Source organism: Bacillus sp. FSL R5-0712 (assembly GCF_038593285.1).
GTDB classification, from domain to species: domain Bacteria; phylum Bacillota; class Bacilli; order Bacillales; family Bacillaceae; genus Bacillus; species Bacillus safensis.
Map to the genome: position 1 here is coordinate 3504319 of NZ_CP151981.1, position 26937 is coordinate 3531255.

The following is a 26937-nucleotide window of genomic DNA, read 5'->3' on the forward strand; positions in this document are numbered from 1 at the left end:
TTTTTTCATCACATTGCCCCTCCAAATCTATTCAAGCAGCCAAATCAACTATTATTTCCATAACCTATCTAATTGATTTGAATAAAAATCAATCGCTTTTCGATAACTTAAAATAGCAGGATCTTTTGTCGTTTCAGTTAAACAGTTCAGTAATATTTCCATCGCTTTGCTATGTTCCTTTAAATTATACAAAGTCATGGCATAGAACGTTTGAATGGCTTTGTTGTCCGGATAAGTTTCCATCCCTTTTAGGAATATCTGTTTTGACTTTTCATATTCTCCTAAAGTTCTGTATGTACTTCCTAACCCTAGTAAAGCGTCTTCTAGTTCTTCTGAAGACAATCCTAACTCAATGGCCCTTTCATAAAAAAAGACAGCTTGCCTTTCCTCTCCTAACAGGTCATAACTCCAGGCACATTGATAATGAATAGAGGCATCGTCTGGATACTCCTCTGCAAGATGAGACAGCAATTCATTTGATTCTTGAAGATGTCCACTTTTTCGAAGTTCAATGGCTTTTTCAAGCTTTGTTTCCATCACTTCACCTCTACTCTTTTCAAGATAAAAAGACTGATATTTACGAAAACACCTTTTCATTCCGCTCAATCATCCGCGTCATGTTCTTCTCAAATTCCAGCTGTTCTTCTGCGTTCAATCCTGATGCTGTCAGCTGATCACTAAGCTTTTGAAGCTCCTCTAGTAATAAACGCATGAGCAGCGTACAATCAATCGGTTCACCGATTAATTCTGATAAGGATGCCATCGTATCCGGCTGTATATCAGGAAATACTGCCTTCACTTCTTGCCGTTTATCCTTTAAGGCGGCGTCATAAAAACGGCGGATCAAGTCGGCACGTTCACGCCCGCTTCCATCTGCACACAAATAAATTTGCACAGCGACCCCACCGCGTAATCTACGCTGAGAAATGCCTGCAAATTTCTTTCCATTGATACTTAAATCGTAGCTGCCTGGACAATAAGAGCCGACTATTTCATAGGCTTCAATGTCCACCTCGTACATCGACAGCATCCGGCGGATCAATTCCACCATCGCATCATATCCGCGGTCAATATCAATGCCCTTCTTTTGTTCCGCAAAGATTAAAGACACATTCAGTACACCTTCATCCAGCACCACAGCAAGACCGCCTGAGTTGCGCACAATCACTCGATATCCCTCTTCCTCAAGCAGCTTTACGCCATCTTGGAGAAATGGAAGTCTTGTATCCTGAATCCCAAGCACAATCGTATTGTGATGCACCCAAGAACGGGCTGTCGCTGGTGAAAGGCCCTTCCCCACCGACGCGCAAAGCGTATCATCCATCGCAAAGGATTGCTTCGGGTCCACATAAAGACCAAGACTCGACTGATCGATGATCCGCCATTTTGGCTGTGTCAGTAACTCAATAGGTTCATTTTTCATCTCCTGCATATCCTCTCGTTCATAAACTGTGTTTATTATACCATGGGATGAATGGGGGGAGAATGCAAAAAAGCTCTATGACATTTGGCGTCACAGAGCGTTTCAGTTGGATGATTTGGTTTTCTTGTTCTTGCTTTTCGAGATGAAATAAACAATTGCAATTAAAACGACAGGAACCCCAACCACGAGGCATGCAGCGATCAATGTATTCCACGGCAAATCGATCATCTCCTTAATAGACTAAACTTCTATGAAACAGCCCTCATTAACCCAGCTCAACAAGTCTTCAGCGACCAATTCCGCATGCTGAGGGTCCATTACACCAGCATCCACGATCCATACCTTTTTCTCCTCTTCAGCAAGCCGCATGAGAAATACTTGCCCGCCGCCATCGTCGCCAATGGCTACATATCCGCTTGCATATTGCTGAACCTCCCATGTTGCATTTCGTTCCGCAATGTCCTCAGTGCCGTATAGAAGCACCTCACCGCCAATGGAACATCCATTTGTATGTTTCAGCAGTTCCTTATAAACATGGGGCAGCAGCATGTTTAGCTGGGATTCTGCCTCTTTGATATGTATGTCACTGGCTGGTTTGTTCACGTGCAGATGTGGGATTTGGGGTAAATTGATCATTTTTAAGGCCTCCTCTATTTTAAGTTGCTGATTTTTTCATCACCCTTTTATACAAACGAAGAAGCATTTTTAAAAGAAAATAGAAAATGACCACGTCAAGTATAAAACCCCACACTAGAAATTCAAAAGTATGATGTCCGTGCAGAACTAGCCAATCAATAGGGAAACCGCGATAATCAGCATCTGAGTAAGAAACTCCTCTCAGCAAAGCTGTTCCTATAACAATCAGAACACTGATACTTAATAGCCAGTTGGATGTTTTTTTGTTTTTGTGTTGTTTATGTTCCATATGCATTCCTTTCTCTGTTTTGCTGCCCGATACAAGACTTGATTCCAGTACTACAGACAACCGTCCTATCTATGACAGCATTTCTTTAAGCAAACTCTCTGCTTTATGTAATTCATCTAGAAAGGGGTTTAGATAGTCATTATAACTATCCAAATAAGCTCTCACCCCGCCAATGATCAAAATCTTTTGGAGATCTTCATTGTTCTGAATGATCCTTTGTGCATTTTTATATCTTTTGTATATTAATTGGAGAACACCTTGATTGATTTCTTGTGGATATTCTTTTTCTAGGATGTTGATGACTGTTTGGATTTGTTTCGTTAGTTGTTGTTTTTTGTTCATTGAACGCTCCTATTTTCAAGGTTTTATTTAAATCATTCAATGATACTTTACTGTTAATAATATTTATTGAGCTTTGATGATACACATGCGCTACCATATTTCAGCCCAAACTGCCCCAGTTATGAACCTACAGAAACCGATTTTGCCAACGATCAACTTGAAGCATATTTCGCTAACTCATAAATAATAAAAAGGCCCTCTTACCGAGCGCTTGTCAATTGTTACTCATCTGCCAATTCCCATACTATTTGACCATCTACCAAAATCTTATTTGGTGGATCATCATAAAGAGATATCTCAACTAAAGAGCTTTTCTCTTGAATTAACCAATCGTATACACTGCCACTGTTTTCATTAGGATGAGATAGAATATCATTTACTTGGAAAGCAGCAGCAATATATTCTGTAAAATGAATATCATCTTCATCTAACATATTATTTGTTTCAAAAACTGTATCTAGTTTTCCCAAGATTTTCAATCCACTATTCCATTCTAAAATCATATCTTTTTTTTCATACTTTATTAATGTTCCAATCAAAGAATCATAACCCATTTTTTACCTCCAATTCATCATTTTAAGGCCTCGCTGGTACGATGTGAGCACCATCTTTCCCATAATGTATCATTCCCTTAGTAGTCTCTTCATACTTTCCAGTATCAATATTATAGTATTTTCCTATTGCTTGGCCAAAGTCTATTCTTTCTTTATTCTTACCCAATTCTTTGCCTGTCCCTGCATATTGATCCAGCAATTCTTGTGCTTTTTTATTATCTCCGTAAAAAATGCTTTTCTTTTTTCCATTTGCTACTTCTTGCTTATAATTTGGTGTTTCTGGAATATGTTTTTCTTGAGCTCCTGATTTTACTTTTGCAGGGAAACCATTTACTTCACGGTACGGTCCTTTTGGTACGGATTGTTTACCGTAAGTAGGTGTTTTAACCCTCTTCACATTCTTCCCTTGATCCAACCTAAAAACATATTTCCCAACCTTCACTATTTTCGTTATTGGGATGATAGAGGCGGCGGATAGAGCTTGGTCTGTGCTGCTGATATTTTGGCTGGTTTCTGGGTCTTTGCCAGTAACGGCTCGGTAGCCGTCGTAGATGCCGCTGTATTCTAAGATGATGTTTTCAGTGGTTGAGACGACTTCACCGTCTAATATGCGTTTAGCGTTGCCACGGCTGCGGCTTTCTGGAATTTTGTCGACTTCTTCTATTCTTATTTCGCCGTTTGCGATATACGTTCGGATGATTTGTTTATTGGCGTAAACGGTGTATCTTCCACCAATAAAGTCAATATCCGCCGGGTCCGTGACGACTTCATCTGCGATGTCGAATTCTTTCAACTTTTTAATGCCTTTTACGTTGAATAGTTTACCATTTATGACCCTGATGTCTCTATGAATCTTGTTTTTCCCGTTCACAGCTTCCTTTTGCAATGTCGTAAGCGATGGATCGTTTTCTGTGACTTGTTTACTGATGTTTTTATAGATTTCATTCCGAACAACCGTCTCCACATTCGCCTGTTGTTTCTCTTTCAGTTTCTTCAGCATGATCATCAATGGATTGTCTTTTTGGTTGTCTATTTTATCTTTCAATCCACTGATGGTGCTGCTTATTTTCTCTTCTTTTCCATCTTTGAAAATAGAACCCTTTTGATAGCTCGTGATGTCGATTTTTGGGCCGGTGAACATGGTACTTAAGATATCTATGTATTGCTTCATTGTTTGAAGAGAGCTTTTGGTTTCATGTAAAGCACTTGTCTGCTCCCTGTCAAATGCATGAAGCAGACCGATAGTTCTTGAAGTCTCAAGCCATGCCTTTTGATAGTTCTGCTGAAACACTGATTCGTCTACATTTGGCAAATGAACAATATGACCAACTCTGCCGATGGCATGGTGTACCTCTGATACAATTTCAGAAATTGTTCGTTCAGCTTTTTTTAAGCCTTGATCAAGATCATGTTCGATAAATGCTTGTGATATATAGCCGTGCTCATTTGATTCTAGCGCGCTAAGAGCCTGCTTTGTGTTTTTCAATGCGGCGCTATATTCCTCAATGACGACCTGGAAGAATTGCAGGAAGGGAATATGGCATTCTGTATAAAAGGCGCGGATGGCTTGTCCCGCCTCTCCCTTTAGTGCGCCATCGAGTGAGATGATGTGATTGATTTGTTTTTCTAGGGAGCTGATTTGCTGTGACTGCTGCTTTAACGCATTCAGCGTTTGATCTATTCCGTTTATTAGCGCAAAGGCGTCAAGGGTTTTCATTGCGTTCTCCTTTATTTTCTTTTACTGCTGGAAGCAAGCGCCTTGTCCGTTTCAATCATGGTGTTCACCGCTTGTTCTGTTTGTACAAGCTGTTTCTGAAGAATGCCTATATAGGATGTACTTAATTCGTTCAGCTGCTGATTGATCTTTTCTAATGAGTCTGCCGTCAGGAGATGATTTCTCCCTTTGATGGTGGTTGGAAGGGCTGCATTCATTTGAGCGCCTGATTGCTTTGCATGCTGTAATACTTGTTTGACCTGACTGGCATCTATTTTAATTTCTCTCGTCATGTGACTACCCTCTTTTTTCTTCCAGTTGTTGCTGCTTTTCTTTCTCTATTTTTCTTTCAACCGAATGAATTTCATGTTCTAACGAATGGATATCGGATGTTAAATCACTGATTTTCTCATTGATTCGATTTAATAAATTGGTTAGCTGTACACCTTTTATTTCCTGACTGGCGGAAGCCATTTCGTTTCGAATGTCATCAAACGTGTCTGCCAAATGGCCAAACCATGTATGTGATGTCAGGTCTGGATGTGTGATTTTTTTGCTGGCATCTGACAGGGCCCATTTTGCCTCTTTGATTTCTTTTCGGCACATATTGAGTTCGATGATTTGTTCTTTTTTGATAGATATATCTGCCTTTAATGAATACAAGGCTGCTTTATATCCGATGATTGCTCCAGATATGGTCAAACACCTCTATTCCTTAAATAGTCCTCCGTTATGTTACCATTTACTAGCACAAGAGGCATATGATTGAAAGTGAATTTACCAAAAAATGAATCGTACGTATTGGGTTTTAATACCTATTTCTCGCGCGCAAAAAAGCTGGATTCATTTACTGAACCCAGCTTTTTATTGCTTATTTGAGCGATTCACCTGCTGATGCAGATGGATGATCGCTAAATGAGGTGTCTTTCTTTTCAGGAATATAATTTAGAGAGAAACCGACAAGACTGAAAAAGGCACTTAACACCAATGTTGGGTTTTTGAATAGGTTTGTACTTGCAATGATCATATCTCCCTTTTGCAAAAGAATCCCTAGTATTTGACCGAATACCAACAGGGCTCCTGACGTTAAGAACAGGACAAGCAGCACTTTAAATAAAAATTCCATCAATGCTCTCATGTGTTTCTCCTTTCTATACTGGAAGTATTCCCATTCCGATGAGCCAGCCAATTCCTACGATCGGCAGCATATAGTAGAGAATCAGCGGTATAAACGTTTTCTCCGGTCTGGCTCCTGCAAGACCAGAAGCAATGAAAATTGATCCTGATGCCGGCGGGGAAGCGCCTTCTGTTGATGAAAAAGCAAGAATGGCGACAACAGCCACAACTGGATCCACTCCGACTGAGACTAAAGCTGAAAATGAGACAAGTCCAACAGCTGTTAATGTGGCTGTAGAAGATAATGGTCCAGCCACCAGCGTGACAAGAATACCCACAATGAGCACCATGAGCCATTTTGGAATGGTAAGTACTGATGTGATTTGCGTCAAGTCTTCTGCCAATCCTAATTCAGCAAGCACCTGACTAGCAGCAACAGCAAACAGCATCAAGGCACCGATCGTTGTAAACTTAGGAATAGCCGACTTGAAAAACTGAGACCAATCTAGTGCAGACGCCTTTTTTCTTCCAATTGTTAAACTAATTAACATCATGAGAATCGGAATCCACGTAATTAAAGAAATTTGATCCATAGCCTCTGGTCCAATGTTTGAATTACTTTTCAAGTAGTTTGCCAGTGGACCTATCGTGACAATGATAGGAATCAAGGCACCGAAAAAAATAAAGATCGACTTCCACCCTTGTTTCACAGCTTCCCTAAAAGGAAGAATATCATCTGGCGGCATGGCCTGAATTTTATTCTTTTTCACCAGAATATACACAAGAATAAATCGGTATACAACTTGATACAGTCCTCCTATTAACAGGGCAATATATAAATCTCCCTCAGATACAAGGGCTGCAATTGGTGCAAACCCCAGCATGATAAACATTGAAGAGTTCGGAGGCAGTGCCGCCCCAAGTCCGCCATTCCCTGCTAAAATGGTCGCTGTATGCGTTCGGCTCCAGCCTGATTTAATCATCCAAGAGGCTGTGATAGAGCCAGTGGCCGCTGTGTTTGCAGAATTTGAACCTGAAAGTGCACCTAAGACTGCTGAACCTAACGTACTCATATAAGCCGCTCCACCGGGAAGTTTTCCTACAACCGAATTTAAGATTCGCAAGAGTGCATGAATTAATTCCAGCTTTTCGATTAAATAAGCCATGAATACAAATGCGACAGCTGCATAGAGCACCTCATATGTGGATGCAAATTTTAATCCATCCCAGAAAAGTCTTAATGCATCCAATCCGCCAAATAATGTGGTTGCAATAAAGCCTAATAGCATGGCTTCTCCCATATTCCGCTTCACGACGACATTCCATATAATGATGACAGCTATGAATACAATCAACGCAATAAAACCCATATCGTTTTTTCGCCTCCCCTTCGTTAAATAAAACGCTTACAATTTATTGCCCCTGCTGCATCACGTCAATGACTTCTTCCCAGCTGGCCGGCTTTTTCCCGTCAAACCGTTCAACGAATTGAAACTCTGCTAATCTCTCTAGCTTCTGTTGTGCTGCCCGAGACATACTGGCATCAACCTCTGCTTCATCCAGCATTTCAATCGAGCCAAGAAGCTCGATCGCTCGTCTTTTCGCATGAAGTGCACTCCCTGTCACAAGACGGTTCATGGTCTCTTCAAAACTTTTGCTATCCATTGTATCGCTAAGTGAAGAAATCACTTGATGTTCCACGTTGTACTTTTTTGAAATTTCCAAAAATTCAACCATGAGACCAACGATCCCCTTCATATAAACGCTTCTGATCAGCTTCAAGGCCGAAGCATCTCCTGGCTGGTCACTGATTTTTGTGATATTCATGCCATAAGCATTCATTACTTTCATGAATTGGTCAGTTCCACTTCCGCTTGCCGTGATCGGAACCTTGTGTTTGTTGACTGGAAGAGGCCCTAGCATGGCAGCATCTACGAATAGAGCTTTTTGCTTTTCAATTTCATTTGCCACTTGTTTTTTGATGTCTGGTGTTGATGCCGATACATCTACATATAATTGATTCTCTTTCAAACTTCCCGATACGGATTGGGTCACTTCTAAGGTTTTATTTGCTGGCACAGCAGCAATGACAATATCAGATTTCTCAATGACTTCACTAATACTGCTGGTTAATTGAACTCCTGTCTGCGATGCTTTTTCCTTCAACGCACCAGACAATTTCTCATTTTGTAAAAGTACATCATACGCATAAAACTGATCTAATCCTTCTGTTTTCAATCCCGTTGACAACTCATATGCAGCTTCTCCATATCCAATAAAGCCTATCTTCATCACCGATTCTCCCCTATCCCTGATATTTTTTCATTCTGCCTTCCAGCCATGCCGGTGCTAAAAGACTGATGTCTTGCTTTCCTTCGTCCACATACTGTTGAATCGTTTTTAATCTCTGATTTTCATACGCTTGTTTCTCTTCCGCTAGTGTCAGCAGATGTTCCGCCTTCTCCTTTGGAACGATGACGACTCCATCATCGTCTGCAATGACTAAGTCACCTGGTGCTACTTTGACACCGCCGCAAGAGATGATTTGATTTAATTCCCCAGGACCATCTTTAAAAGGTCCATTTGGCATAAACCCCTTACTGTATATCGGAAACGCCAGTTCCTCTAAAGCGAGTTTGTCGCGAACAAGCCCGTCAATCACGATTCCTTCTATTCCTGCAGCCTTTGCTACACCTGCCATCAATTCCCCTAAATATGCATGACCCTTATGGTCTTTTCCATCAACAATCAGTACATCTCCTTCTTTCGCAGAGTAGATCGCTTGATGTAGAAATAAATTATCCCCTGGCCGTAAGCTGACGGTAAAAGCTGTACCTACTATATTCATGCCTCTTGCAACTGGTTTGATTTGATGATCCATCGCGCCGGTGCTTCCCATCACATCTGCCAGCAAGGTCGAGCTCAGTTTTTTTGCCCGATCTATTAGATCATTTGACACGAATTGAACAGTACCCATTGTTTCCATCATCCCCTTTGAGTTATATTCATTACATTTAATTTTATATAAAGTAATATATATTACTTTTGTGATAAGATCATACCATCTCATTTTTATTTAGTAAAGCGCTTTCAGAAAATTTTAAAATAAAAAAAATGAGTCACCACACGACTAATGTGTTGTGTGATAACTCATTTTCGTTAACATATGATTGATTTGATCTAAACGAGGTTTTGTCCTTTCAGGGTCATTAATGGCTAAGGCACTTAAAATGTAATCTACGATAAAGATAGCAGATACGACAGAGTTATGAGAGCCCGCACTTGCTGAGGAACATGGTAATACATATTGTGCATACTTGGTTAGTGGAGAGCTGTAGCTGTCTGTAATTAAAAGCACTTCCACCCCATATGACTTCGCTGCCTCCAGCAAATCCTTTATACGCTTTGCATAGCGAGGATAGCTGACCGCTATAATGAAATCATCAGATTGAAAATGAACGAGTTCGTCGACCCAGTCACTTTTGTCTGCATCAATATATTGACAGTTCCCCAACAGCCGATTGATTCCAAATGACAGATACTCTCCAACAGGTCTTCCACTTCGGACACTTGTACACAGAACCTGGCGAGAGCTGGCTATTTTTTCAACAATATGCTGAAAGGTTTCTTCTGTGATATTGTCTAAAGCGTACTGGATATTTTGAAATTGCAGCTCGACATGATTATGCAAAAGCTTACTTTTATTTGAATGCTTGAGGTTCGCTTCAAGTCTCGTTTGAGGGGCAGCTTTATGCTTCATATTTGATTGAAGCTCTTTTTGAAGCTCTGAGAAACCGGAATACCCTACAGCAGCAGAGAATCTCATGATGGTCGCTGTACTCGTCCCTACTTTTGACGCCAATTTATCTACAGTTAAAAACGCAACCTCCATTGGATTTTGCACGATATAATCTGCAATTCTCCTTTGTGCCTCGGTTAATCCTGCGACCTTATGCTGAAGCTTATGTATTAAATCGTCCATTATAGCACCTGCCCATTCTATCGGCTTTATCTACGATCAAAATTTTTTCTTTTCCCCCTATATTGTACACATTTGTCATCAAAAAAACAGCCAGCACGAATCTATCGTACTGGCTGCCTTTGTCGAGATCATTATAGTGCTTGAGCTGCTGTGATAAGCGCAAGGTTGTAAACGTCTTCGGCATTACAGCCTCTTGATAGATCGTTTACTGGCTGGTTTAAACCTTGAAGGATAGGACCTACAGCTTCAAAGTTACCTAAGCGCTGTGCAATTTTGTAGCCAATGTTTCCAGCTTCGAGGCTAGGGAAAACAAATACGCTGGCGTCGCCTTTGATGACGGAATCTGGCGCTTTTTTCGCTGCTACTGAAGGAACGAAAGCTGCATCGAATTGGAATTCTCCATCAAGTACAAGCTCAGGTGCCTTTTCTTTTGCAATGCGGACTGCTTCAGATACTTTTTCTGTTTCGTCTGATTTTGCTGAGCCTTTTGTAGAGAAGCTAAGCATTGCCACACGTGGCTCGATATCAAACATTTTGGCTGTGTTTGCACTTTCAATCGCAATTTCAGCTAGATCTTGGCTGTCTGGTGCAATGTTGATTGCGCAATCAGCAAACACATATTGCTCTTCGCCGCGAGCCATGATGAAGACGCCAGATGTTTTCTTTACGCCTTCTTTTGTTTTAATGATTTGAAGTGCTGGACGCACTGTGTCAGCAGTTGAGTGTGCCGCACCGCTCACAAGTCCGTCTGCAAGACCTTTATACACAAGCATTGTACCGAAGTAGTTTTCATCCAGTAATGCTTTTCTTGCTTGCTCTTCTGTTGCTTTGCCTTTACGTCTTTCAACGAAAGCTTGTACAAGCTCTTCAAAACCTTCATATGTATGAGGATCATACACGTCAACACCATCAAGTGTAAGACCTAATTCTTTTGCTTTAGCTTCAACTTCTTGTTTTTTTCCTACCACAATTGGCTGCAATACTTTGCCATCTGCTAGTTTTTGAACGGCTGTTAGAATGCGTTCGTCCATTCCCTCAGGAAAAACGATCTTTACTCCTTTACCTGCAACCTTTTCCTGAACTGTTGAAAAAATATCTGCCACTTCAATACCCTCCTTGATTTTACAAAAAAAGCGTTCTCTTTTAAGCATACTCTTCTTCTACCTAAATTCAAACTACCAACTTATATTATAGCGCTTACAAATTAAATTCTTATTTTTCAAACTAATTTAATCAATTTTGAGAAAAGCTGTTTTTCTCGTTCAAGTTTTGATCACATCTCCATTTGGACAAACTATGTTATAGTTGGAACAGATGGAAAACTGTTAATAGGAGTGAAAGAAATGAGCGAACAACATACAACAAATGAAGCAGCTCAAACACTAGATGGCTGGTATGCGCTGCATGATTTTAGAACAATCGACTGGACAGCTTGGAAGCTGCTGACAAGTGATGAGCGCCAAGCCATCATTCATGAATTCACAGGTCTATTGGAAAAATGGAAAACAGCTGAGCAAGATAAAGCTGGAAGCCAAACAATCTATAGTATTGTCGGCCAAAAAGCAGATATTATGCTCATGATTTTACGTCCGACAATGGAAGAACTAGGTGAAATTGAACTCGAATTCAACAAGACACGACTAGCAGAGTTTACGATTCCAGCTTATTCTTATGTTTCAGTTGTTGAGCTCAGCAACTACTTAGCAGGAGGCGGCGATGGGGGAGATCCTTACGAGAACCCGCATGTACGTGCTCGCTTATATCCAGAGCTTCCTTCTTCTCAATACGTGTGCTTCTATCCAATGGATAAAAGACGTTCTGGCAATGACAACTGGTACATGCTTTCTATGGATGAGCGTAAATCTCTTATGAGAAGCCACGGTTTAATTGGCCGAAGCTATGCTGGAAAAGTAAAACAGATTATTACAGGTTCTGTTGGTTTTGATGATTATGAGTGGGGCGTTACACTTTTCTCTGATGATGTGCTTCAATTTAAAAAATTGGTTTATGAAATGCGCTTTGATGAAGTCAGTGCACGCTACGGCGAATTTGGTTCCTTCTTTGTTGGAAACCGATTAGCAAACGAGCAGCTGGCGTCTTATTTCCATGTATGATAAAATCTTAAAGCTTCGGATCTCTCCGAAGCTTTTTTATGTATTTGTTTAGAAAGGTGATCACATCATGAAAAACTTCCCCATCGCTATTTTTGCGTTAACGCTCGGTGCGTTTTCGATTGGCATGACTGAATTTGTCATCATGGGACTTTTACCAAATGTCGCGAACGACCTTCATGTATCAATTTCTGCTTCAGGACAGCTGATTACTGGATATGCACTTGGTGTCGCAGTTGGCGGACCTATTTTAACGTTATCGACTGGAAAAATGTCGAGGAAACGTCTCCTCATTCTGTTAATGATTCTTTTCGTTGCGGGAAATGCTGCTGCCGCTGTCTCGACCTCTTATGGTCTATTAATGGCCGCCCGTATTTTAACGTCATTTGCTCATGGAACCTTCTTTGGCGTCGGAGCCATTATGGCTGCACGGCTTGTGCCTAAAGAGAAAAGCGCAAGCGCAATCAGCTTCATGTTTACAGGACTGACAGTTGCCAATGTACTCGGTGTGCCGTTCGGTACCTTTATCGGAAATCAATTCGGCTGGCGTATGTCTTTTCTAGTCATTGCCGTCATTGGGCTCATTTCCTTAATTGGTATCATCAGCTTAGTCCCAAATCAGTCGAAAGAAGAAGTACTCGATATTCGAAATGAAGTATCCGTTTTGAAAAAACCACAAGTACTCGTTTCCTTTGCAATGACCATCTTTGGTTTTGCTGGTGTATTTACAGCCTTTACGTATATCAGCCCAATCTTGCTGCAAGTCACTGGCTTTCAGGAAAATGGGGTGACGCTCATCCTTGTCCTATTTGGACTTGGGGTCACTATCGGAAATTTAGTTGGCGGAAAGCTTGCTGACTGGAGGCTGATGCCAAGTATTATGGTGACACTGATCCTGCTCATTGCTGTCCTGTTATTGTTTACAGTCACTTCCGAATTCAAAGTGCCTGCCGTGCTGACCATTTTTGTTTGGGGAATCATTTCATTTATTCTTGTTCCTACCTTGCAATACCGCACGATGAACATGGCACATGAAGCACCGACACTCGCATCAACGCTCAGCCATTCTGCCTTTAATATTGGGAATGCCGGCGGTGCAGCCCTTGGCGGTCTTGCTATCGAAATCACACATTTACAGCTTGTTCCGTTATTTGCTGCAGCTGTGACATTTATTGGTCTTATCATTACAATTATGAGCTATCAGTCAGATAGACAAACAAAAAGGACCTGAGTCAGGTCCTTTTTTATTTCACCGCGGTCATTTCTGGCTCTTCTATTTGTTTCAAGCGTTCCTGAATTGGATGGGAAAAAGAGTGCTCTGACAAGACAATATGGGAGACGGTTTTTGTAAATCCAGACACTTCTTGAATAAAGACTTCAATTTCTTCAAGAGAAGAAACTGACAGCTTAATGAAAAAGCAAGACTGCCCTGCCACTCGATAAGCAAAAAAGGCGCGTGGATGCTCATTCATAAAAGTCACAAAACGCTGATACTCTCCATTTAACACCGTAACTTCCAGCAGGCAGTCAATCAGAAGTCCTAATTTTTTATAATTGACCTGAACAGAATACCCTTCGATAATCCCTGCATCCTCTAATTTACGCACTCTTTCTGCTACCGCAGGTGCTGATAAATTCACTCGTTTGGACAATTCCCTCATGGATAAGCGGGCATCTTCTCTCAATTCATTTAAAATATGCACATCTACATCGGTGATTTTCATTCGTACCTCTCCTATTCAAAAATCGTTCCATTTGAAAAGTATTTTATGATAATACTTATGATGCGAAATGTAAAATAAAACTAAATAATGGTAGAATTTATTTTAACGGAATTGAATGAAAAAGCAAGTATGGAGGGATCACTTGATGAAAGAATCTTTAGACAGCCAGGCTTCTAAAACATTTCCCATCACACTTGCCATTGCACTCACACTTGGCGTTTTTGCGGCGGGATCGGAAGAGCTGGTGATTTCACCACTGCTGCCTGATTTATCAAACTCCTTTCAGCACTCTCTTGATATTCTCGCTCTTTCCATCAGCATTTATGGGTTAGCTGTGCTGGTTGGGGCTCCGCTGCTCGTTCCTTTAGGGGACCGGTATTCAAGAGAGCTGTGTTTGATTATTGGGCTGTCTTTCTTTTTGATTGGAACTGTGATGTGTGCTGCTGCCCCAAATTTGGCCGTGTTTTTTGCAGGCCGTGCTATTTCTGGGCTGGCGACTGGTGTATTTGTGCCAACAGCCTATGCTCTCGTGGGCGACCGGGTTCCATATGAATATCGCGGCAAAGTGATGGGACTCATTGTATCGAGCTGGTCTCTTTCTCTTGTTCTTGGTGTGCCCATTGGCGCCTTTATTGGTCAAAGTTTGAACTGGCGCTGGACATTTTGGATTTTCGCCATGATGAGTCTCGTTGTCCTGCTGCTCGTCATTCTTGAATCTCGAAAACAAGACGCAGCAGCTGATCCGAAGGCATCTCAAGCGAGGGAGAAATCAGGCTCTATCTGGGGGGCTTTAAAAATCGACCGAGTCCCTGCCTATTTGACCGTGACATTTTGTAACATGCTTGGATTTTATGGCATGTACTCATTTTTAGGGGCTTACCTGCAAAGTCTGTTTTCCGGGGGTCAATCAACAGCTGGACTTCTGATCATGGCTTATGGCGTTGGCTTTTCCATGAGTATGTTTACCGGGAAATTAGCTGATTGGTTTGGCAAAACACGCTCACTTTTCTTTGTGCTGGGCGGCATTACGCTCGTTCTTGCCTTACTTCCTTATGCACCGTTCTCATGGACATTGCTCATTTTCGCTTTATTTATTTGGGGTGCCATGCAAAGTTTATCCGTCACGCTTTTGAGCACCGTCCTGAGCGACTGCTCTCAAACCCACCGAGGCAAAGTGATGGCTTTTTACAGCCTTGCTTCCAATCTTGCCGTTATGCTTGGGTCCGCTCTGATGGGACCTGTTTATGTCCATTTCGGCTATCATACGGTAGGGCTTGTATGTGCACTCATTACGCTTGTTGGTTTTCTCATCAGCTTCGTCAGCTATAAACGCGAAAAAACTTTACAGCAGAAACATAAAAATACATTTGAAACGTGAGCTCATTTCACTGCACATCTTGATATGTGCAGTTTTTTAGATCAATTTTTAATATCATCATAAAATACATTTTTTATAAATTTTGTTGACAATTGCCAATTTTATTTTTTATAATCTAGTAAAAATTTGAAAAAGATTGGATGGTAAACATGATCTTAAAGAATGATGTTTTTCATTTCAAAGAAGAGCCCATCGTTTCACCTAAGATGTTTACAGTCAATACATTAGGCCCTAAGGGGACAAGCAGTGAATATGCAGCAAAACATTTCATCTCTCATTCCACCACTACACTCGGCACCCATACGAAACTATCCCTTTACGACACATTCGAAACTTGCATTGAACATACTCTCTCTAACGCACTCCAATACACTCTCGTTCCACACGCATACGAAGGAATCAAACACTTCTACATGAGACCTGACCTACAGCTTTTACAAATATTCAGATGTGACACGCCCATGTATGGGTTGGCTGTCAGACCAGATTTCCCCTTTCAAGAACAAATGCTTCACCATTTAAAAATTGTTTCTCATCCTGCACCTGTGAATTTGATTCAATATTTTATTCATCAAAATGCTGAATTTGAGCTTGTCAATTCTACAAGTACAGCCGCACAAAAAGTAAGAGACGGAGAATTTGATTTCGCTTTAACCAATGAGGTGGCAAGAGCTACATACGGGCTCACCTTCATTCGAACATTTAAAAGCATTCCTATGAGCTGGTCTATATTCGGAAAAGGAGAGATGTAACATGACAACTGAACAAAAGGTGCAAGAATTATATTTTCCTCAAACGAAAAAACGAGAATGGGATAATGGTGTCATCCAATATTCTACTGTCAGAGGCGATACGGAAGTGTTAATTTCACACGTCCCTCCTCACACGATCATCGAACCTCATGACCATCCAGAAGCACAAATCGGCATCGTATTAAAAGGCGAGCTTCAAATGACGGTCGGCCAATCGACCCAATTGCTGACCCCATTAGAATCAGCCTATATTGCACCACCATTCGTTCCTCACGGCGCATCGAATCTGACAGATGAAGAAGTGATCGCCATTGATATTAAGAGATTAAAAGATGGCGAAGAATATACGGCTCCTCCTACTTATTTCTTAGACATTTTCAAAACGCGTGATTTACTTCCTGGCATGGAAGTGACTTTTTTTGTAGAGGACTGGATGGAGCTTATGATTGCCAACATTCCGGGAAATGGCGGGGAAATGCCTTTCCATAAGCACCGTAATGAACAAATCGGGATTTGCATTAGCGGTGGGTACGATATGACGATTGAAGGCTTTACAGAAAAGATGGAATTTGGCACGACCTACTTCTGTGATCCAAAAGAAGATCACGGCGCCATTAATCCAAAGCCAGAAGCATCAAAGTCTATTAATCTCTTCTTCCCTCCACGCTATAACCGCTTAAAGCCAAAAGCGTCTAAGGTGAAGAAATGAACATTGCCGGAAAAGTCGTCCTGATTACAGGAGGTGCGTCTGGGATTGGGCTTGCCGCCGTCAAGCTTTTCCTTGAGCACGGAGCAAAAGTAGCAGTGGCTGATATCAATGAAGATAGCGGTAAACAACTCGTTGAATCATTGCCTCATGAACATGCTGCGTTTTTCAAAACAGATATTACGAATGAGTCTGACTGTCAAAAAACCGTTCAATCCGTGCTGAGCCAATTCGGGACAATTGATGTTTTGATTAACAATGCAGGCATCGAAATTGTCTCACCTATTCACGAGATGACTCTGGAGGATTGGAACCACATTCTACAGGTCAACCTGACTGGTGTATTTCTTATGAGTAAGCATACATTGCCCCATATGCTTGAAAAGAAAAGCGGAAGTATTATTAATACTGGATCTGTCGGAGGTCTCGTTGGCTGGCCTGACATTCCTGCATACAACGCAACAAAGGGCGGTGTCATCCAGCTCACCAAATCGATGGCGATCGACTATGCCGCTCATCAAATCAGGGTGAATTGTATCGCCCCAGGCATCATTGATACGCCATTAAATGAAAAATCCTTTTTAGACAATCATTCAGAAAGTCTTGAGGTTGTCAAAAAGGAAAAAGCAAAGGTGAATCCCTTGCTTCGTCTCGGAAAACCCGAAGAAATTGCGGGCGTGATGCTGTTTCTCGCCTCTGATCTATCCAGCTATATGACTGGAAGTGTTGTCACAGCAGATGGCGGATACACCGCTAGATAAAAAGGAGTGCTTTCATTGAGTAAAAAAACCGTACTTGTCATTGCTGACTTAGGAGGATGCCCGCCCCATATGTTTTATGAAAGCGTGGCAGCATCTTATCATATCGTTTCTTATATCCCGAGACCCTTTGCCATTACAAAGGGTCACGCTGAACTAATCGAAAAATACTCCATTGCCGTCATCAAAGATCGTGATTATTTTGAGACACACCCTTCTTTTGAACACCCTGATTCTATTTACTGGGCACATGATGATTATCTGAAATCAGAGGAAGAGGTGGTGGAAGACCTAGTCCGTGTGGCTTCCTTTTTCAAAGCTGATGCCATCACCACCAATAATGAATTATTCATTGCACCAATGGCAAAAGCAGCTGAGCGGCTGGGACTGCGCGGCGCTGGGGTAAAAGCAGCTGAAATGGCACGTGATAAAAGCCAAATGAGGGCTGCATTTAACGCTGCTGGTGTCAAAGCGGTGAAAACTCAGCCTGTCACGACTTTAGCTGATTTCCAGCAAGCCATTGAACATATCGGGACACCGCTTATTTTAAAGCCTACATATTTAGCAAGCTCCATTGGCGTGACCCTTTTTCATGACAAAGCCGGCAGTGATGATCTCTTTTTAAACGTACAATCCTACTTGCAAACGATTCCCGTCCCAAACGCTGTGACATATGAAGCACCATTTGTCGCTGAAACGTATTTAGAGGGTGCTTACGAGGATTGGTATCAAGAGGATGGCTATTCTGATTATGTCAGTGTAGAAGGGTTCGTCGTGGAGGGAGAATATATCCCTTTTGTCATACATGACAAGACCCCTCAAATCGGTTTTACAGAAACGGCTCATATTACTCCCTCGATCCTAGACAATGAAGCCCAGCAAATCATCATTGAGGCAGCAAAGAAGGCAAATGAAGGGCTGGGCCTTGAAAACTGTGCGACCCATACAGAGATCAAGCTCATGAAAAATCGAGAAACAGGACTGATCGAATCCGCAGCTAGATTTGCTGGCTGGAATATGATTCCGAATATCAAAAAAGTGTTTGGGGTGGATATGGCTAAGCTGCTGATCGATGTATTAGTCGATGGAAAAAAAGCGGCGCTGCCAAAAGAGCTGCTTTCTGGACATACGCATTATATAGCAGACTGCCATTTATACCCTCAGCATTTCAAAGAAAGCGGACACATACCGGCAGAGGCCACACATATCACCATTGATCATATCCATATTCCGCAGGATGCTTTAGTTGGAGATACTGTGATCGTCAATAAATCCGTCCCGTCCAAAGGCACCTTTGTCGATCTATCTTTATTTGAAGCCTTTAACGGCATCGTGTCGCTTGAGTTAAAAGGGTCATCCTCACAGGATGTTGCCGCATCCATCCGCAACTTACAGAAGCAAGCTGCCATTCATTTAATGGATGAATTAGTCAAGGGATAGAAAGAGAGGGTAACGTGGTGGAGATCTTACCATCTAACATGATTAAACGGCTGCCAGAACAGAAATTTGGAACCGTATTTGAGAAAATTGCGCAAAAAGCACAAAACGGAGCGAACATCATAAACCTTGGTCAGGGAAATCCCGATCTTCCTACTCCTGCACATATCGTAAGCGCCCTTCAAGAGGCAGCAGCCACTTTGCAATTTCAGCAATATGCACCTTTTAGAGGCTTCGACTTTTTCAAGCAAGCCATTGCAGATTTCTACAAAAAGGAGTTCGGCACTGAGATAGACCCACAGAAAGAAGTGGCTCTTTTCAATGGAGGGAAAACAGGCCTTTATGTCATGAGTCAGTGTCTGCTTGACCCTGGGGACGTTGCCCTCATCCCCGATCCAGGATACCCGGAATATCATTCTGGGATCTTGATGGCAGACGCTAAGCCCTACTGCATCAAACTTGAATCGAAAAATGGCTATTTGCCAAATCTCTCTTCAATTGATCCGGAAGTGCTTAAAAAGGCAAAGGTTCTTTTCTTAAATTATCCGAATAACCCAACAGGTGCTGTGGCAAATGATGCATTTTTTGAAGAGGCTGCTGATTTTGCATCGGCTCACGGACTGCATGTCATTCATGATTTTGCCTATGGTTCATTTCATTATGAGCAAAAACCAGTAAGCTTTCTGAACGCTCCTCTTGGGAAAAGCGTAGGAGTGGAATTATATTCTCTATCCAAAACATTTAATATGGCAGGGTGGAGAGTCGCTTTTGCTGTAGGTAATGAGGACATCATCCAATCCATTAACGCCTTCCAAGATCATGTGTTTGTCAGTATGTATGGCGGATTTCAACAAGCCGCAACCGTCGCCTTGCAAAGCGATGACTGTCACATACAATCATTAAAAGAGGTCTACCTTGAACGAATTCACTTTTTCATCCGTCAGGCCGAAAAGCAGCTAGGATGGTCCATCGAACGTCCAGCTGGCGCCTTTTATTTATGGGCTCCCATCCCTGATGATTTTGAACATTCTCATGCATTTGCAGACTATTTACTCGAACATTCTGATGTTGTTGTCACGCCTGGGGGTGTGTTTGGAGCACATGGAAGCCGTCATGTCCGCATCTCAATGGTTGCTCCAATTGAACAGCTTGCCCTGTTTATCGACCGGCTTCGCATCCTTCCGATTCGCTTTAATCAAAAAACCCGCATATAGCGGGTTTTTTGATGTCATATACTTTTCATCGAACCACCATCGACGGATATTTGTTGTCCTGTAAGATAGGAGGCTTCCTCTGATGCGATAAAAGCGGCCAATGAAGCCATTTCACTAGCTGACCCCACTCTTTTCATTGGAATTCCTGACGCTACAGCCTGTACAGCTTCTTCCCTCGATAATGCCTGTTTACGCATCATGTTTCCGATAAATTGTTCATACCGATCTGTAGCTATAAATCCCGGATTTAAACAATTCACTGTGATCCCTGAAGGTGCAAGCTGTGTGGCAGCATTTTTACTAGCATTAATAATCGCTGCATTCATCATACTGTTCGTAAACATTTGGTCACCGGGCTCCTTCCATAGGTTCCCGACAATTTGAATGATCCGGCCATATTCATGTCGTTTCATCATCGCTGCCGCACGCTTCATCATATCAATGTACGCAATGGCTTTTTGAGAAAATGCTGCCATCATCTGCTCGCTGTCACATGAATCAAAAGTATCTGGCTTCCCCCCTGGAATGTTATTAATCAACACATCCAGTCTGCCAAACTCTTTTTCTATTTTCGTAAAAGCCTCAGCCCTCACTCCTTCATCTGACATGTCCCCACAGAAAAGAGCCACCGGCTCCTTTGTTTCTGCCATACGCCCAATGTGCTGCTGCGCTTCTTCTAGTGAGGATTGATTTCTAGAATTGATGATGATCTTTACATTGTCTTGAGCGGCAAGCTTTATGGCGATGGCCTTTCCAATCCCTGTACTTGCTCCTGTTACAAACGCAATTCTTTTAGACAAACTCATCCACATCCCTTTTCTTATCAGCTTAGTACATATACATAAAATGACACATATAGAATGTATTTCAACAAAAAAAGACCTTTCTCCTGCGAAAGGCCCCCGTTCTCTATTTAAATGTCGTTTCCCAATTAAACCCGATCGTTTCGTCATTCCAGGCGATTCTCTTTTCATCTGGGTTTTTCGGGTCATACGATTCTGTTGTGAAATACACAATTTGCAGCGGCGTCTCACCTAGTACACGGTAGCCATGCGCGACACCCTTTGGGATGAGAAGCAGCATCGGATTGTCTTCCCCCATATAATACACATCGGTTTGCCCCTTTGTGGGAGAGTCCTCACGCAAATCGTATAACACGACCTGTGCATGACCTGCCGGGAAGAACCAAACGTCGTCTTGTTTTTCATGATAATGAAAAGCTTTGATCACGCCTGGAAAGCTTTTCGACCATGACGCCTGACCAAAGCGTTTCAGCATCGGCTCATCATCTCGAATGAGCTCTGCAAAAAAGCCGCGGTCATCACAATGTTTCATGAGTTTTTTTGTTTGAACACCATCAATCATACTGTTGCCATCTCCCTTCTTTCTGCAAATATTCGTGAAGTGCATCCTTCCAATGCCTCGGCTGCCAGCCTGTGGCTTCAATCGCTTGAAGATCTAAGACAGAATAGGCTGGGCGTGGCGTTTGGAAGCCGTACTCTTCCGTGGAAATCGGCTCAATTGTAGCGGACAGGCCGCTTTTCATCACAATTTCTGACGCAAAATCAAACCAGGAACAGCTTTCTCGATTACTGACATGGTACACGCCTGCCTTCTGATCAAACAAATGAATCAAGGCCTCGGCTGCATCCTTTGTATAAGTAGGAGACCCTATTTGATCGTTCACAATGCGCAAATGATCCTTCGTTTCAGCGAGCCGAAGAATGGTATTCACAAAGTTATGCCCCTCATGTCCGTAGAGCCACGAGGTACGAATGATTTTCACTTCGTCTGACACAAGCTGAATCAATTCCTCACCAAGCTTTTTACTCTTTCCATAAATGGTTTGAGGATCTGCTTGTGCATCGACTTGGTAAGGGGTGTCCGCCTGCCCGTCAAACACATAATCTGTACTGACATGTAACACATCAGCGCCTGCGCGCTTTGCTTCCAGGGCTGTATAGTAGGCGCCAATGCCATTCACAAGATACGCCTTTTCGGTTTCTGTTTCACATTGATCAACAGATGTATAGGCTGCTGCACTGACAACAATATCAGGCTGATAGTGTCTCATCGCATGTCTAACTGCCTGCTGGTCTGTGATATTGAGCATGTTCCTCGTTAAGGCAATGACGGTCATGTCTTTTTCTTTGAGCTGTCTGCTCAATTCTTTCCCTAATTGGCCGCCTGCACCGGTGATTAAAACTTTCATCCGTCACCCTTCTTCGCTCTGATCGTATTTGGTTCGATACCAATTGATCGTTTTTTCGATACCTTCTTCAAATGACGTCTCCTGCGTCCAGCCGAGCTCGCCTTTTAGCTTACTGGCATCAATGGCATACCGTCTGTCATGTCCTTTTCGGTCTTGAATAAACGCAATTTGATCATGACTGATTCCGAGCTGCGATAGAATCGTTTTGGTTAAATCGAGATTTGTTTTCTCATTGCCGCCGCCAATATTGTATACCTGCCCGGCTGTGCCGTTTTCGAGCACCTTCTTCACAGCTCTCGCATGGTCCTCTACATACAGCCAATCGCGAATTTGCCGGCCGTCTCCATAAATCGGGATTTTCTCTCCATTGACTGCTTTTCTAATAATGGTCGGTATTAATTTTTCCTCATGCTGATACGGTCCGTAATTGTTGCTGCATCGTGTAATCATCGCGGGTAATTGGTGAGTGTGGATATAGGATTTCACAAGCAGGTCTGAACTCGCCTTGCTTGCTGAATAAGGATTATTCGGTGAAAGTGGTGTTTGTTCTGTGAAAGCAGGATCATCTGGCTCCAAATCTCCATATACTTCATCTGTTGAAATATGAATGAGCTTTTTCGCCTTTCCTTTTAAGACTGCTTCAAGCATACGATACGTTCCGAGGACATTTGTTTGAATAAAAGGCTCTGCCGATTCAATGCTGCGATCAACATGCGATTCTGCCGCAAAATGAATGATTGCATCATAGACTTCGTCAAATGCTTGATCCAGCTCATGCTGAAGGGTAATATCCCCCTGAATAAACCGAAAATGAGACAACTTTAATAATTCATCCATCTCGTCTGGATGACTGGCATATGTTAATTTATCAAAAACGGTGAGCCTGATATTTGTATCCTGAAGCAGCAGCTTCACAAAATTCAGTCCGATAAAACCCGCTCCACCTGTAATTAAATAAGACTTCGTCATTCGGATCCCTCTTTTTTCTTCATCGTTTCAAACATTTTCGCAGATGCTTCGTGGAGAGATTCATGTGTTCCTGCATCAATCCACCACCCTTTTAACATATCATAGGTCAGCTGGCTATTTGAGATATAGAGATTGTTCACGTCTGTAATCTCTAATTCGCCTCGATCTGACGGCAAGATTCTCTCAATATATTGAAAGACTTCTTGATCATAAAAATAGATGCCCGTGACGCAGTAAGATGAGCGCGGATACTCCGGCTTTTCTTCTATTGATAAAATCCGTTGGCGCGTGGCATCAATTTCTGCAATGCCAAACCGGTTTGGATCTGCCACTTCTTTCAACAAAACCTTGGCTCCTCTATCTTGCCGCTGAAAGGCTTCAACAAAAGGGTTTAGCGAATCCTCAAATACATTATCACCAAGCATCAGCACAAACTTCTCCCCTTTAACAAAGGGCTTTGCATAGGATAAGCCGTCTGATATCCCAGACGCTTCAGGCTGTACCTGATATACGATGTTCATCCCCAGTTCCTGATCGCTTTCAAGCAGCTTTTGAAACAGCGGGATTTGTTCTTCTTGTGATATGACCATCACATCTAAAATCCCTGCTTCCTTCAATTTGAACAATGACCAATAAATCATTGGATATGGACCAACCGGCAATAAATGTTTATTGAAAATCTTCGTTAAAGGCGCCAGTCGTGATCCCTTTCCTCCTGCTAAAATAACTCCCTTCACATCTACACATCCTTATGTTCTTTTTGGTGATGATTCATGAGGTGTATAAGAATGTTTTTCACTCGTTCAGTTCCTTTTCCATCGATGAGTGTCCGTCCATTGAGATGGATGCTCCTGCGGAGAAAATAGCTGCCGGACAGCCTTTCCACAGCACATCGTATATCTTTTTCATCCACAAGTTCACCTAATCCAAGATGACGGCAGGCTCCCTTTTGTGCAAAACGAGCGGCTGTCACTGCTTGGTGATCGACTTGTGAAAGGACAATACTGGGCACTCCGATACAAACTGCCTCGTATAACGTCATCCCGCCAGCCACTATTGCCAGATCAGCTTCCGAAAGGCGTGCAAGTAATTGATCTGTATGACGAATGAATTGAATATGCTCAGCCTCTATTTGTTCTTCAATGCGGGAGGCTTTTCCTGTAACCGCTAAGATGTGTAAGTGGTCAGCTTCGAGGAGTGCTGATACAGCCTTTGATAACAATCCGCATGGGTCACTGCCCCCAAGGCTGATGACCACCTTTTTGCATTCTTTTCGAACCTCATATGTGTCTTTTAATCGGCTTATCTCTTGATCTAACAATAAATAAGGTGTTCCATAAAAATATTCTGTCCCATCTACTTGCATGTGCTTTTCGTCCAGACCGCCATAAATGCCGTTCACGACAGCATCGGCAAGCTGACAAGCTTCTGCTCTTATTTCTTCAAATAAAACCAGCCTTGCAGAGCCGGAGGACGCTTTGATCAATCGAAGAAATTGGAGGTCACAATCAAGTACATCAATCAGCAGAAGATCTGGATTCAGCTCTTTTATGTCCTGCTCCATCTGAAGGAATGCCTTCGACTCCTGCACCAAATGAACGTGCCAATCTGGACCTGAGAGCATTTCTACACAGATCTGTTCATTTGTATAGAAAGATATGTCGTTTCCTTCTTGAAGCAGTTGATTTGCCAGCCGTTTCATTCTGACGACATGCCCCATCCCTCTTAAAAACCCACCATACACAACAATCATGATTTTCTTGTTCATTCAGCATCCTTCTGTTTCACAAATTGATTCAACCGAACAATATCAGGGTCTTGTTCGCAAATGGTGATGAGTTCAGCCGTAGGCACAGCAATGGAGCCGCCAGCTTTCTCTAGTAAACGGGTCGCAAACACATAATCTTCTTCTGTATCAATCGTGAATCGATAAGCAGGATATGCAAGTTCTTTGGGCGGTGTGAATAATTGCAGGTGAAATTGCTCAGGATGCTTTCTGATATAGAGCGTGACATGCTCACGCTCTGGCTGCGTAAGGGGAAAATTGTCGATTTCACTTAAAATCTGTGCGTCGATCATTTCCCCGGAAATACCCAGTGGCGTTCCAGCCGTATACGTGTAATCAGCCTTCTCTTGTCTATGTTTTTCAAGCATTTTCGACAAAAGGACTGGATCTATAAATGGGTTATCTCCCGTTAAACGCACAATGGTTTGCGGTTCAAAATGACGGACAATCTGCGCAAATCGCTGCAGTACATCCGTCTCACTGCCACGAAATACTTTATAGCCCTTTGATAAACAATAATGAGCCAGCAGATCATCTTCTGCCTCAACTGTTGTGGCGATCATAAGGTTCTGCGTTTTGTGATTGTAATGAGCTGATTGCTTTACCCGTTCAACAATCAGGTCGATCAGCGCCATACCGCCGATCGGTTTCATTACCTTTTTTGGCAGCCTTGTTGAGCCCATTCTCGCCTGTATGACAAAAAGGACATCATTGTTCATTTGGCGTCTCCTTCATGAGTACATCTTTCCACGAAACCCCTGTATGGGCTGGGATATCTCTGACAGCCTTTGCGCCAAGTAAAACCGCCATATACCTTGGATGCAGACCTTGGCTTTTTTGTCCTGGACGTAACACAGCTAGATTTTCTGCGGTCAATGTCTCGCCCTTCGCAATGCCTTTTGTCGTAAAAATGCCTCGATACGCAAATTCACGAATCTTGCCTTCAATAGCTGTTGTCGTTTTATAAGAACTGCCAAGGAGCTCTTCTGGCACTGAATGAATGTCAGCTTCTTTTAAATTCCGCTGCTTTTCTGCCGCTCGAATATGCTGAACCATTTCCTTCAATTCTTCAGGATCAAGCGCAAAGGAATGATCAGCCCCAGGTAACGTTTTATCGACTGTAAAATGCTTTTCAATGATTGCCGCCCCAAGCTTCACAGCAGCTACAGGCGCTTCAGTTGGATGCTCACTATGATCAGAAAAGCCAATGACTGCGTCGGGAAATGCCGCAGCTAAAGTTTGAAGCACGCGCAGATTCGTGTAAGCTCTAGGTGCTGGATACTTTGCTACGCAATGCATGATAGCGACCTGCTGATTTTGCTCGCTTGTAATCGCCTCGTATGCTTCATGGACATCCGAAATGGTTGCCCCGGCTGTTGAGAATATGATGGGCTTTTGAAAAGATGCCGTGTGACGCATAAGAGGCAGATGATTGATTTCATAGGATGCCAGCTTGAAAGCCGGCGGATCGGTTTGATTCAATAGATCCGCAGATTCTTCGTCACACACTGTGCTTAAAAATATCAGCCCTTTTTCCGCGCAGCGTGACAATAACACCGGGAGCCATTCTGGCGGCAGCTCCATTTGTTCCACTAAAGAAAAAATAGACACCTCTTCCCCCTTGGCTGTTTCGTACAAACCCGGTTCCTTTTGATACATCCGATCAGCTTGAAACATTTGAAACTTCACCGCATCGGCACCTGCTTCTTTTGCCACATCAATTAAAGCAAGCGCCTGATCCAGCTTTCCATCATGGTTAATGCCTGCCTCTGCAATGATAAAGACAGGCGCACCATCCCCTACTTTGCGATCTCCGATATAGAAATGCGCCATC

The 26937-nt window shown here is 42.5% G+C and carries 32 protein-coding genes; 8 read left to right on the forward strand and 24 right to left on the reverse strand.

Annotated features, from left to right (window positions below):
• Positions 1 to 51: 51 nt before the first annotated feature.
• The 15 genes from NSU11_RS18080 to pta all read right to left on the reverse strand — a co-directional run bounded on the left by NSU11_RS18080 (position 52) and on the right by pta (position 11159).
• Positions 52 to 537, reverse strand: a complete 486-nt coding sequence (locus NSU11_RS18080; RefSeq protein WP_024426381.1) for a tetratricopeptide repeat protein — start codon at positions 535 to 537, stop codon at positions 52 to 54.
• A gap of 40 nt (positions 538 to 577) precedes the next feature.
• Positions 578 to 1423, reverse strand: coding sequence for a lipoate--protein ligase family protein (locus NSU11_RS18085; protein ID WP_044330979.1), 846 nt, complete (start codon positions 1421 to 1423; stop codon positions 578 to 580).
• A gap of 240 nt (positions 1424 to 1663) precedes the next feature.
• A complete protein-coding gene (locus tag NSU11_RS18090; RefSeq protein ID WP_342493912.1) occupies positions 1664 to 2077 on the reverse strand; it encodes an SMI1/KNR4 family protein in 414 nt (137 codons plus the stop codon).
• Position 2078: 1 nt separating this feature from the next.
• Positions 2079 to 2348 (reverse strand): hypothetical protein, encoded by a 270-nt coding sequence (locus NSU11_RS18095; protein ID WP_111927021.1) that lies wholly within the window; start codon positions 2346 to 2348, stop codon positions 2079 to 2081.
• A gap of 69 nt (positions 2349 to 2417) precedes the next feature.
• Positions 2418 to 2690, reverse strand: coding sequence for a hypothetical protein (locus tag NSU11_RS18100; protein ID WP_024426384.1), 273 nt, complete (start codon positions 2688 to 2690; stop codon positions 2418 to 2420).
• A 221-nt stretch (positions 2691 to 2911) separates the two neighbouring features.
• The gene (locus NSU11_RS18105; protein WP_024426385.1) at positions 2912 to 3244 is read right to left on the reverse strand and encodes a hypothetical protein; all 333 of its coding nucleotides are present in this window, start codon (positions 3242 to 3244) and stop codon (positions 2912 to 2914) included.
• Positions 3245 to 3266: 22 nt separating this feature from the next.
• A complete protein-coding gene (locus tag NSU11_RS18110) occupies positions 3267 to 4961 on the reverse strand; it encodes a T7SS effector LXG polymorphic toxin (RefSeq protein ID WP_342493704.1) in 1695 nt (564 codons plus the stop codon).
• Between the two features lie 11 nt (positions 4962 to 4972).
• Positions 4973 to 5251: a YwqI/YxiC family protein gene (locus NSU11_RS18115; protein ID WP_281237503.1), complete on the reverse strand. Its 279-nt coding sequence runs from the start codon at positions 5249 to 5251 to the stop codon at positions 4973 to 4975.
• A 4-nt stretch (positions 5252 to 5255) separates the two neighbouring features.
• Positions 5256 to 5654: a DUF5082 family protein gene (locus NSU11_RS18120; protein ID WP_342493913.1), complete on the reverse strand. Its 399-nt coding sequence runs from the start codon at positions 5652 to 5654 to the stop codon at positions 5256 to 5258.
• Positions 5655 to 5829: 175 nt separating this feature from the next.
• Positions 5830 to 6096: a hypothetical protein gene (locus tag NSU11_RS18125; protein WP_024423787.1), complete on the reverse strand. Its 267-nt coding sequence runs from the start codon at positions 6094 to 6096 to the stop codon at positions 5830 to 5832.
• Between the two features lie 13 nt (positions 6097 to 6109).
• Entirely contained in the window at positions 6110 to 7444 is a 1335-nt protein-coding gene (locus tag NSU11_RS18130) for a TRAP transporter large permease subunit (protein ID WP_185853920.1), read from the reverse strand.
• 43 nt (positions 7445 to 7487) lie between these two features.
• Entirely contained in the window at positions 7488 to 8366 is an 879-nt protein-coding gene (locus tag NSU11_RS18135; protein ID WP_185853921.1) for a prephenate dehydrogenase/arogenate dehydrogenase family protein, read from the reverse strand.
• Between the two features lie 13 nt (positions 8367 to 8379).
• On the reverse strand, positions 8380 to 9051 hold the full coding sequence (locus NSU11_RS18140; RefSeq protein ID WP_185853922.1) for an RraA family protein: 672 nt from the start codon (positions 9049 to 9051) through the stop codon (positions 8380 to 8382).
• 153 nt (positions 9052 to 9204) lie between these two features.
• Complete coding sequence (locus tag NSU11_RS18145) at positions 9205 to 10056, reverse strand: MurR/RpiR family transcriptional regulator (protein ID WP_122631617.1); 852 nt, start codon at positions 10054 to 10056, stop codon at positions 9205 to 9207.
• A 131-nt stretch (positions 10057 to 10187) separates the two neighbouring features.
• Positions 10188 to 11159 (reverse strand): phosphate acetyltransferase, encoded by a 972-nt coding sequence (gene pta, locus NSU11_RS18150; RefSeq protein WP_024423792.1) that lies wholly within the window; start codon positions 11157 to 11159, stop codon positions 10188 to 10190.
• A 240-nt stretch (positions 11160 to 11399) separates the two neighbouring features.
• Here pta and hemQ point away from each other — a divergent pair, with 240 nt between their 5' ends.
• Both hemQ and NSU11_RS18160 read left to right on the forward strand, forming a co-directional pair.
• Positions 11400 to 12170 (forward strand): hydrogen peroxide-dependent heme synthase, encoded by a 771-nt coding sequence (gene hemQ, locus NSU11_RS18155; RefSeq protein ID WP_024423793.1) that lies wholly within the window; start codon positions 11400 to 11402, stop codon positions 12168 to 12170.
• A 67-nt stretch (positions 12171 to 12237) separates the two neighbouring features.
• Positions 12238 to 13398 (forward strand): MFS transporter, encoded by a 1161-nt coding sequence (locus NSU11_RS18160; RefSeq protein ID WP_149126170.1) that lies wholly within the window; start codon positions 12238 to 12240, stop codon positions 13396 to 13398.
• 13 nt (positions 13399 to 13411) lie between these two features.
• Here the strand turns inward: NSU11_RS18160 and NSU11_RS18165 are convergent, their stop codons facing one another.
• A complete protein-coding gene (locus NSU11_RS18165) occupies positions 13412 to 13891 on the reverse strand; it encodes an Lrp/AsnC family transcriptional regulator (RefSeq protein WP_342493705.1) in 480 nt (159 codons plus the stop codon).
• 145 nt (positions 13892 to 14036) lie between these two features.
• Here NSU11_RS18165 and NSU11_RS18170 point away from each other — a divergent pair, with 145 nt between their 5' ends.
• The 6 genes from NSU11_RS18170 (at position 14037) to NSU11_RS18195 (ending at position 20136) form a co-directional block, all read left to right on the forward strand.
• Positions 14037 to 15269 carry an MFS transporter gene (locus tag NSU11_RS18170; protein WP_149126168.1) on the forward strand — a complete coding sequence of 411 codons (1233 nt, stop codon included), beginning with the start codon at positions 14037 to 14039 and terminating at the stop codon, positions 15267 to 15269.
• Positions 15270 to 15418: 149 nt separating this feature from the next.
• Positions 15419 to 16021, forward strand: a complete 603-nt coding sequence (locus tag NSU11_RS18175) for a bacilysin biosynthesis protein BacA (protein WP_024423797.1) — start codon at positions 15419 to 15421, stop codon at positions 16019 to 16021.
• A gap of 1 nt (position 16022) precedes the next feature.
• On the forward strand, positions 16023 to 16730 hold the full coding sequence (locus tag NSU11_RS18180) for a cupin domain-containing protein (RefSeq protein ID WP_034621858.1): 708 nt from the start codon (positions 16023 to 16025) through the stop codon (positions 16728 to 16730).
• Positions 16727 to 17488, forward strand: coding sequence for a glucose 1-dehydrogenase (locus tag NSU11_RS18185; protein WP_034621859.1), 762 nt, complete (start codon positions 16727 to 16729; stop codon positions 17486 to 17488). Before NSU11_RS18180 ends, NSU11_RS18185 begins: the two co-directional genes overlap by 4 nt.
• Positions 17489 to 17503: 15 nt before the next feature.
• On the forward strand, positions 17504 to 18925 hold the full coding sequence (locus NSU11_RS18190; protein WP_034621860.1) for an ATP-grasp domain-containing protein: 1422 nt from the start codon (positions 17504 to 17506) through the stop codon (positions 18923 to 18925).
• 17 nt (positions 18926 to 18942) lie between these two features.
• The gene (locus tag NSU11_RS18195; protein WP_034621923.1) at positions 18943 to 20136 is read left to right on the forward strand and encodes a pyridoxal phosphate-dependent aminotransferase; all 1194 of its coding nucleotides are present in this window, start codon (positions 18943 to 18945) and stop codon (positions 20134 to 20136) included.
• A gap of 14 nt (positions 20137 to 20150) precedes the next feature.
• Here NSU11_RS18195 and NSU11_RS18200 read toward each other — a convergent pair whose 3' ends face one another.
• The 8 genes from NSU11_RS18200 to NSU11_RS18235 form a co-directional block, all read right to left on the reverse strand.
• The gene (locus NSU11_RS18200; protein ID WP_269780168.1) at positions 20151 to 20942 is read right to left on the reverse strand and encodes an SDR family oxidoreductase; all 792 of its coding nucleotides are present in this window, start codon (positions 20940 to 20942) and stop codon (positions 20151 to 20153) included.
• Positions 20943 to 21045: 103 nt separating this feature from the next.
• On the reverse strand, positions 21046 to 21501 hold the full coding sequence (locus NSU11_RS18205; RefSeq protein WP_024423802.1) for a dTDP-4-dehydrorhamnose 3,5-epimerase family protein: 456 nt from the start codon (positions 21499 to 21501) through the stop codon (positions 21046 to 21048).
• The gene (gene rfbD, locus NSU11_RS18210; protein WP_149126167.1) at positions 21494 to 22348 is read right to left on the reverse strand and encodes a dTDP-4-dehydrorhamnose reductase; all 855 of its coding nucleotides are present in this window, start codon (positions 22346 to 22348) and stop codon (positions 21494 to 21496) included. The genes NSU11_RS18205 and rfbD overlap by 8 nt, the downstream gene beginning before the upstream one ends.
• A 3-nt stretch (positions 22349 to 22351) precedes the next feature.
• The gene (rfbB, locus tag NSU11_RS18215; protein WP_024426396.1) at positions 22352 to 23317 is read right to left on the reverse strand and encodes a dTDP-glucose 4,6-dehydratase; all 966 of its coding nucleotides are present in this window, start codon (positions 23315 to 23317) and stop codon (positions 22352 to 22354) included.
• A complete protein-coding gene (locus NSU11_RS18220) occupies positions 23314 to 24054 on the reverse strand; it encodes a sugar phosphate nucleotidyltransferase (RefSeq protein ID WP_125585818.1) in 741 nt (246 codons plus the stop codon). Before NSU11_RS18220 ends, rfbB begins: the two co-directional genes overlap by 4 nt.
• A 2-nt stretch (positions 24055 to 24056) precedes the next feature.
• Positions 24057 to 25085, reverse strand: coding sequence for a glycosyltransferase (locus NSU11_RS18225; protein ID WP_025093840.1), 1029 nt, complete (start codon positions 25083 to 25085; stop codon positions 24057 to 24059).
• Complete coding sequence (locus NSU11_RS18230; RefSeq protein WP_171464768.1) at positions 25082 to 25822, reverse strand: glycosyltransferase family protein; 741 nt, start codon at positions 25820 to 25822, stop codon at positions 25082 to 25084. The genes NSU11_RS18225 and NSU11_RS18230 overlap by 4 nt, the downstream gene beginning before the upstream one ends.
• Positions 25812 to 26936, reverse strand: a complete 1125-nt coding sequence (locus NSU11_RS18235) for an N-acetylneuraminate synthase family protein (protein ID WP_185853923.1) — start codon at positions 26934 to 26936, stop codon at positions 25812 to 25814. The genes NSU11_RS18230 and NSU11_RS18235 overlap by 11 nt, the downstream gene beginning before the upstream one ends.
• Position 26937: the final 1 nt, after the last annotated feature.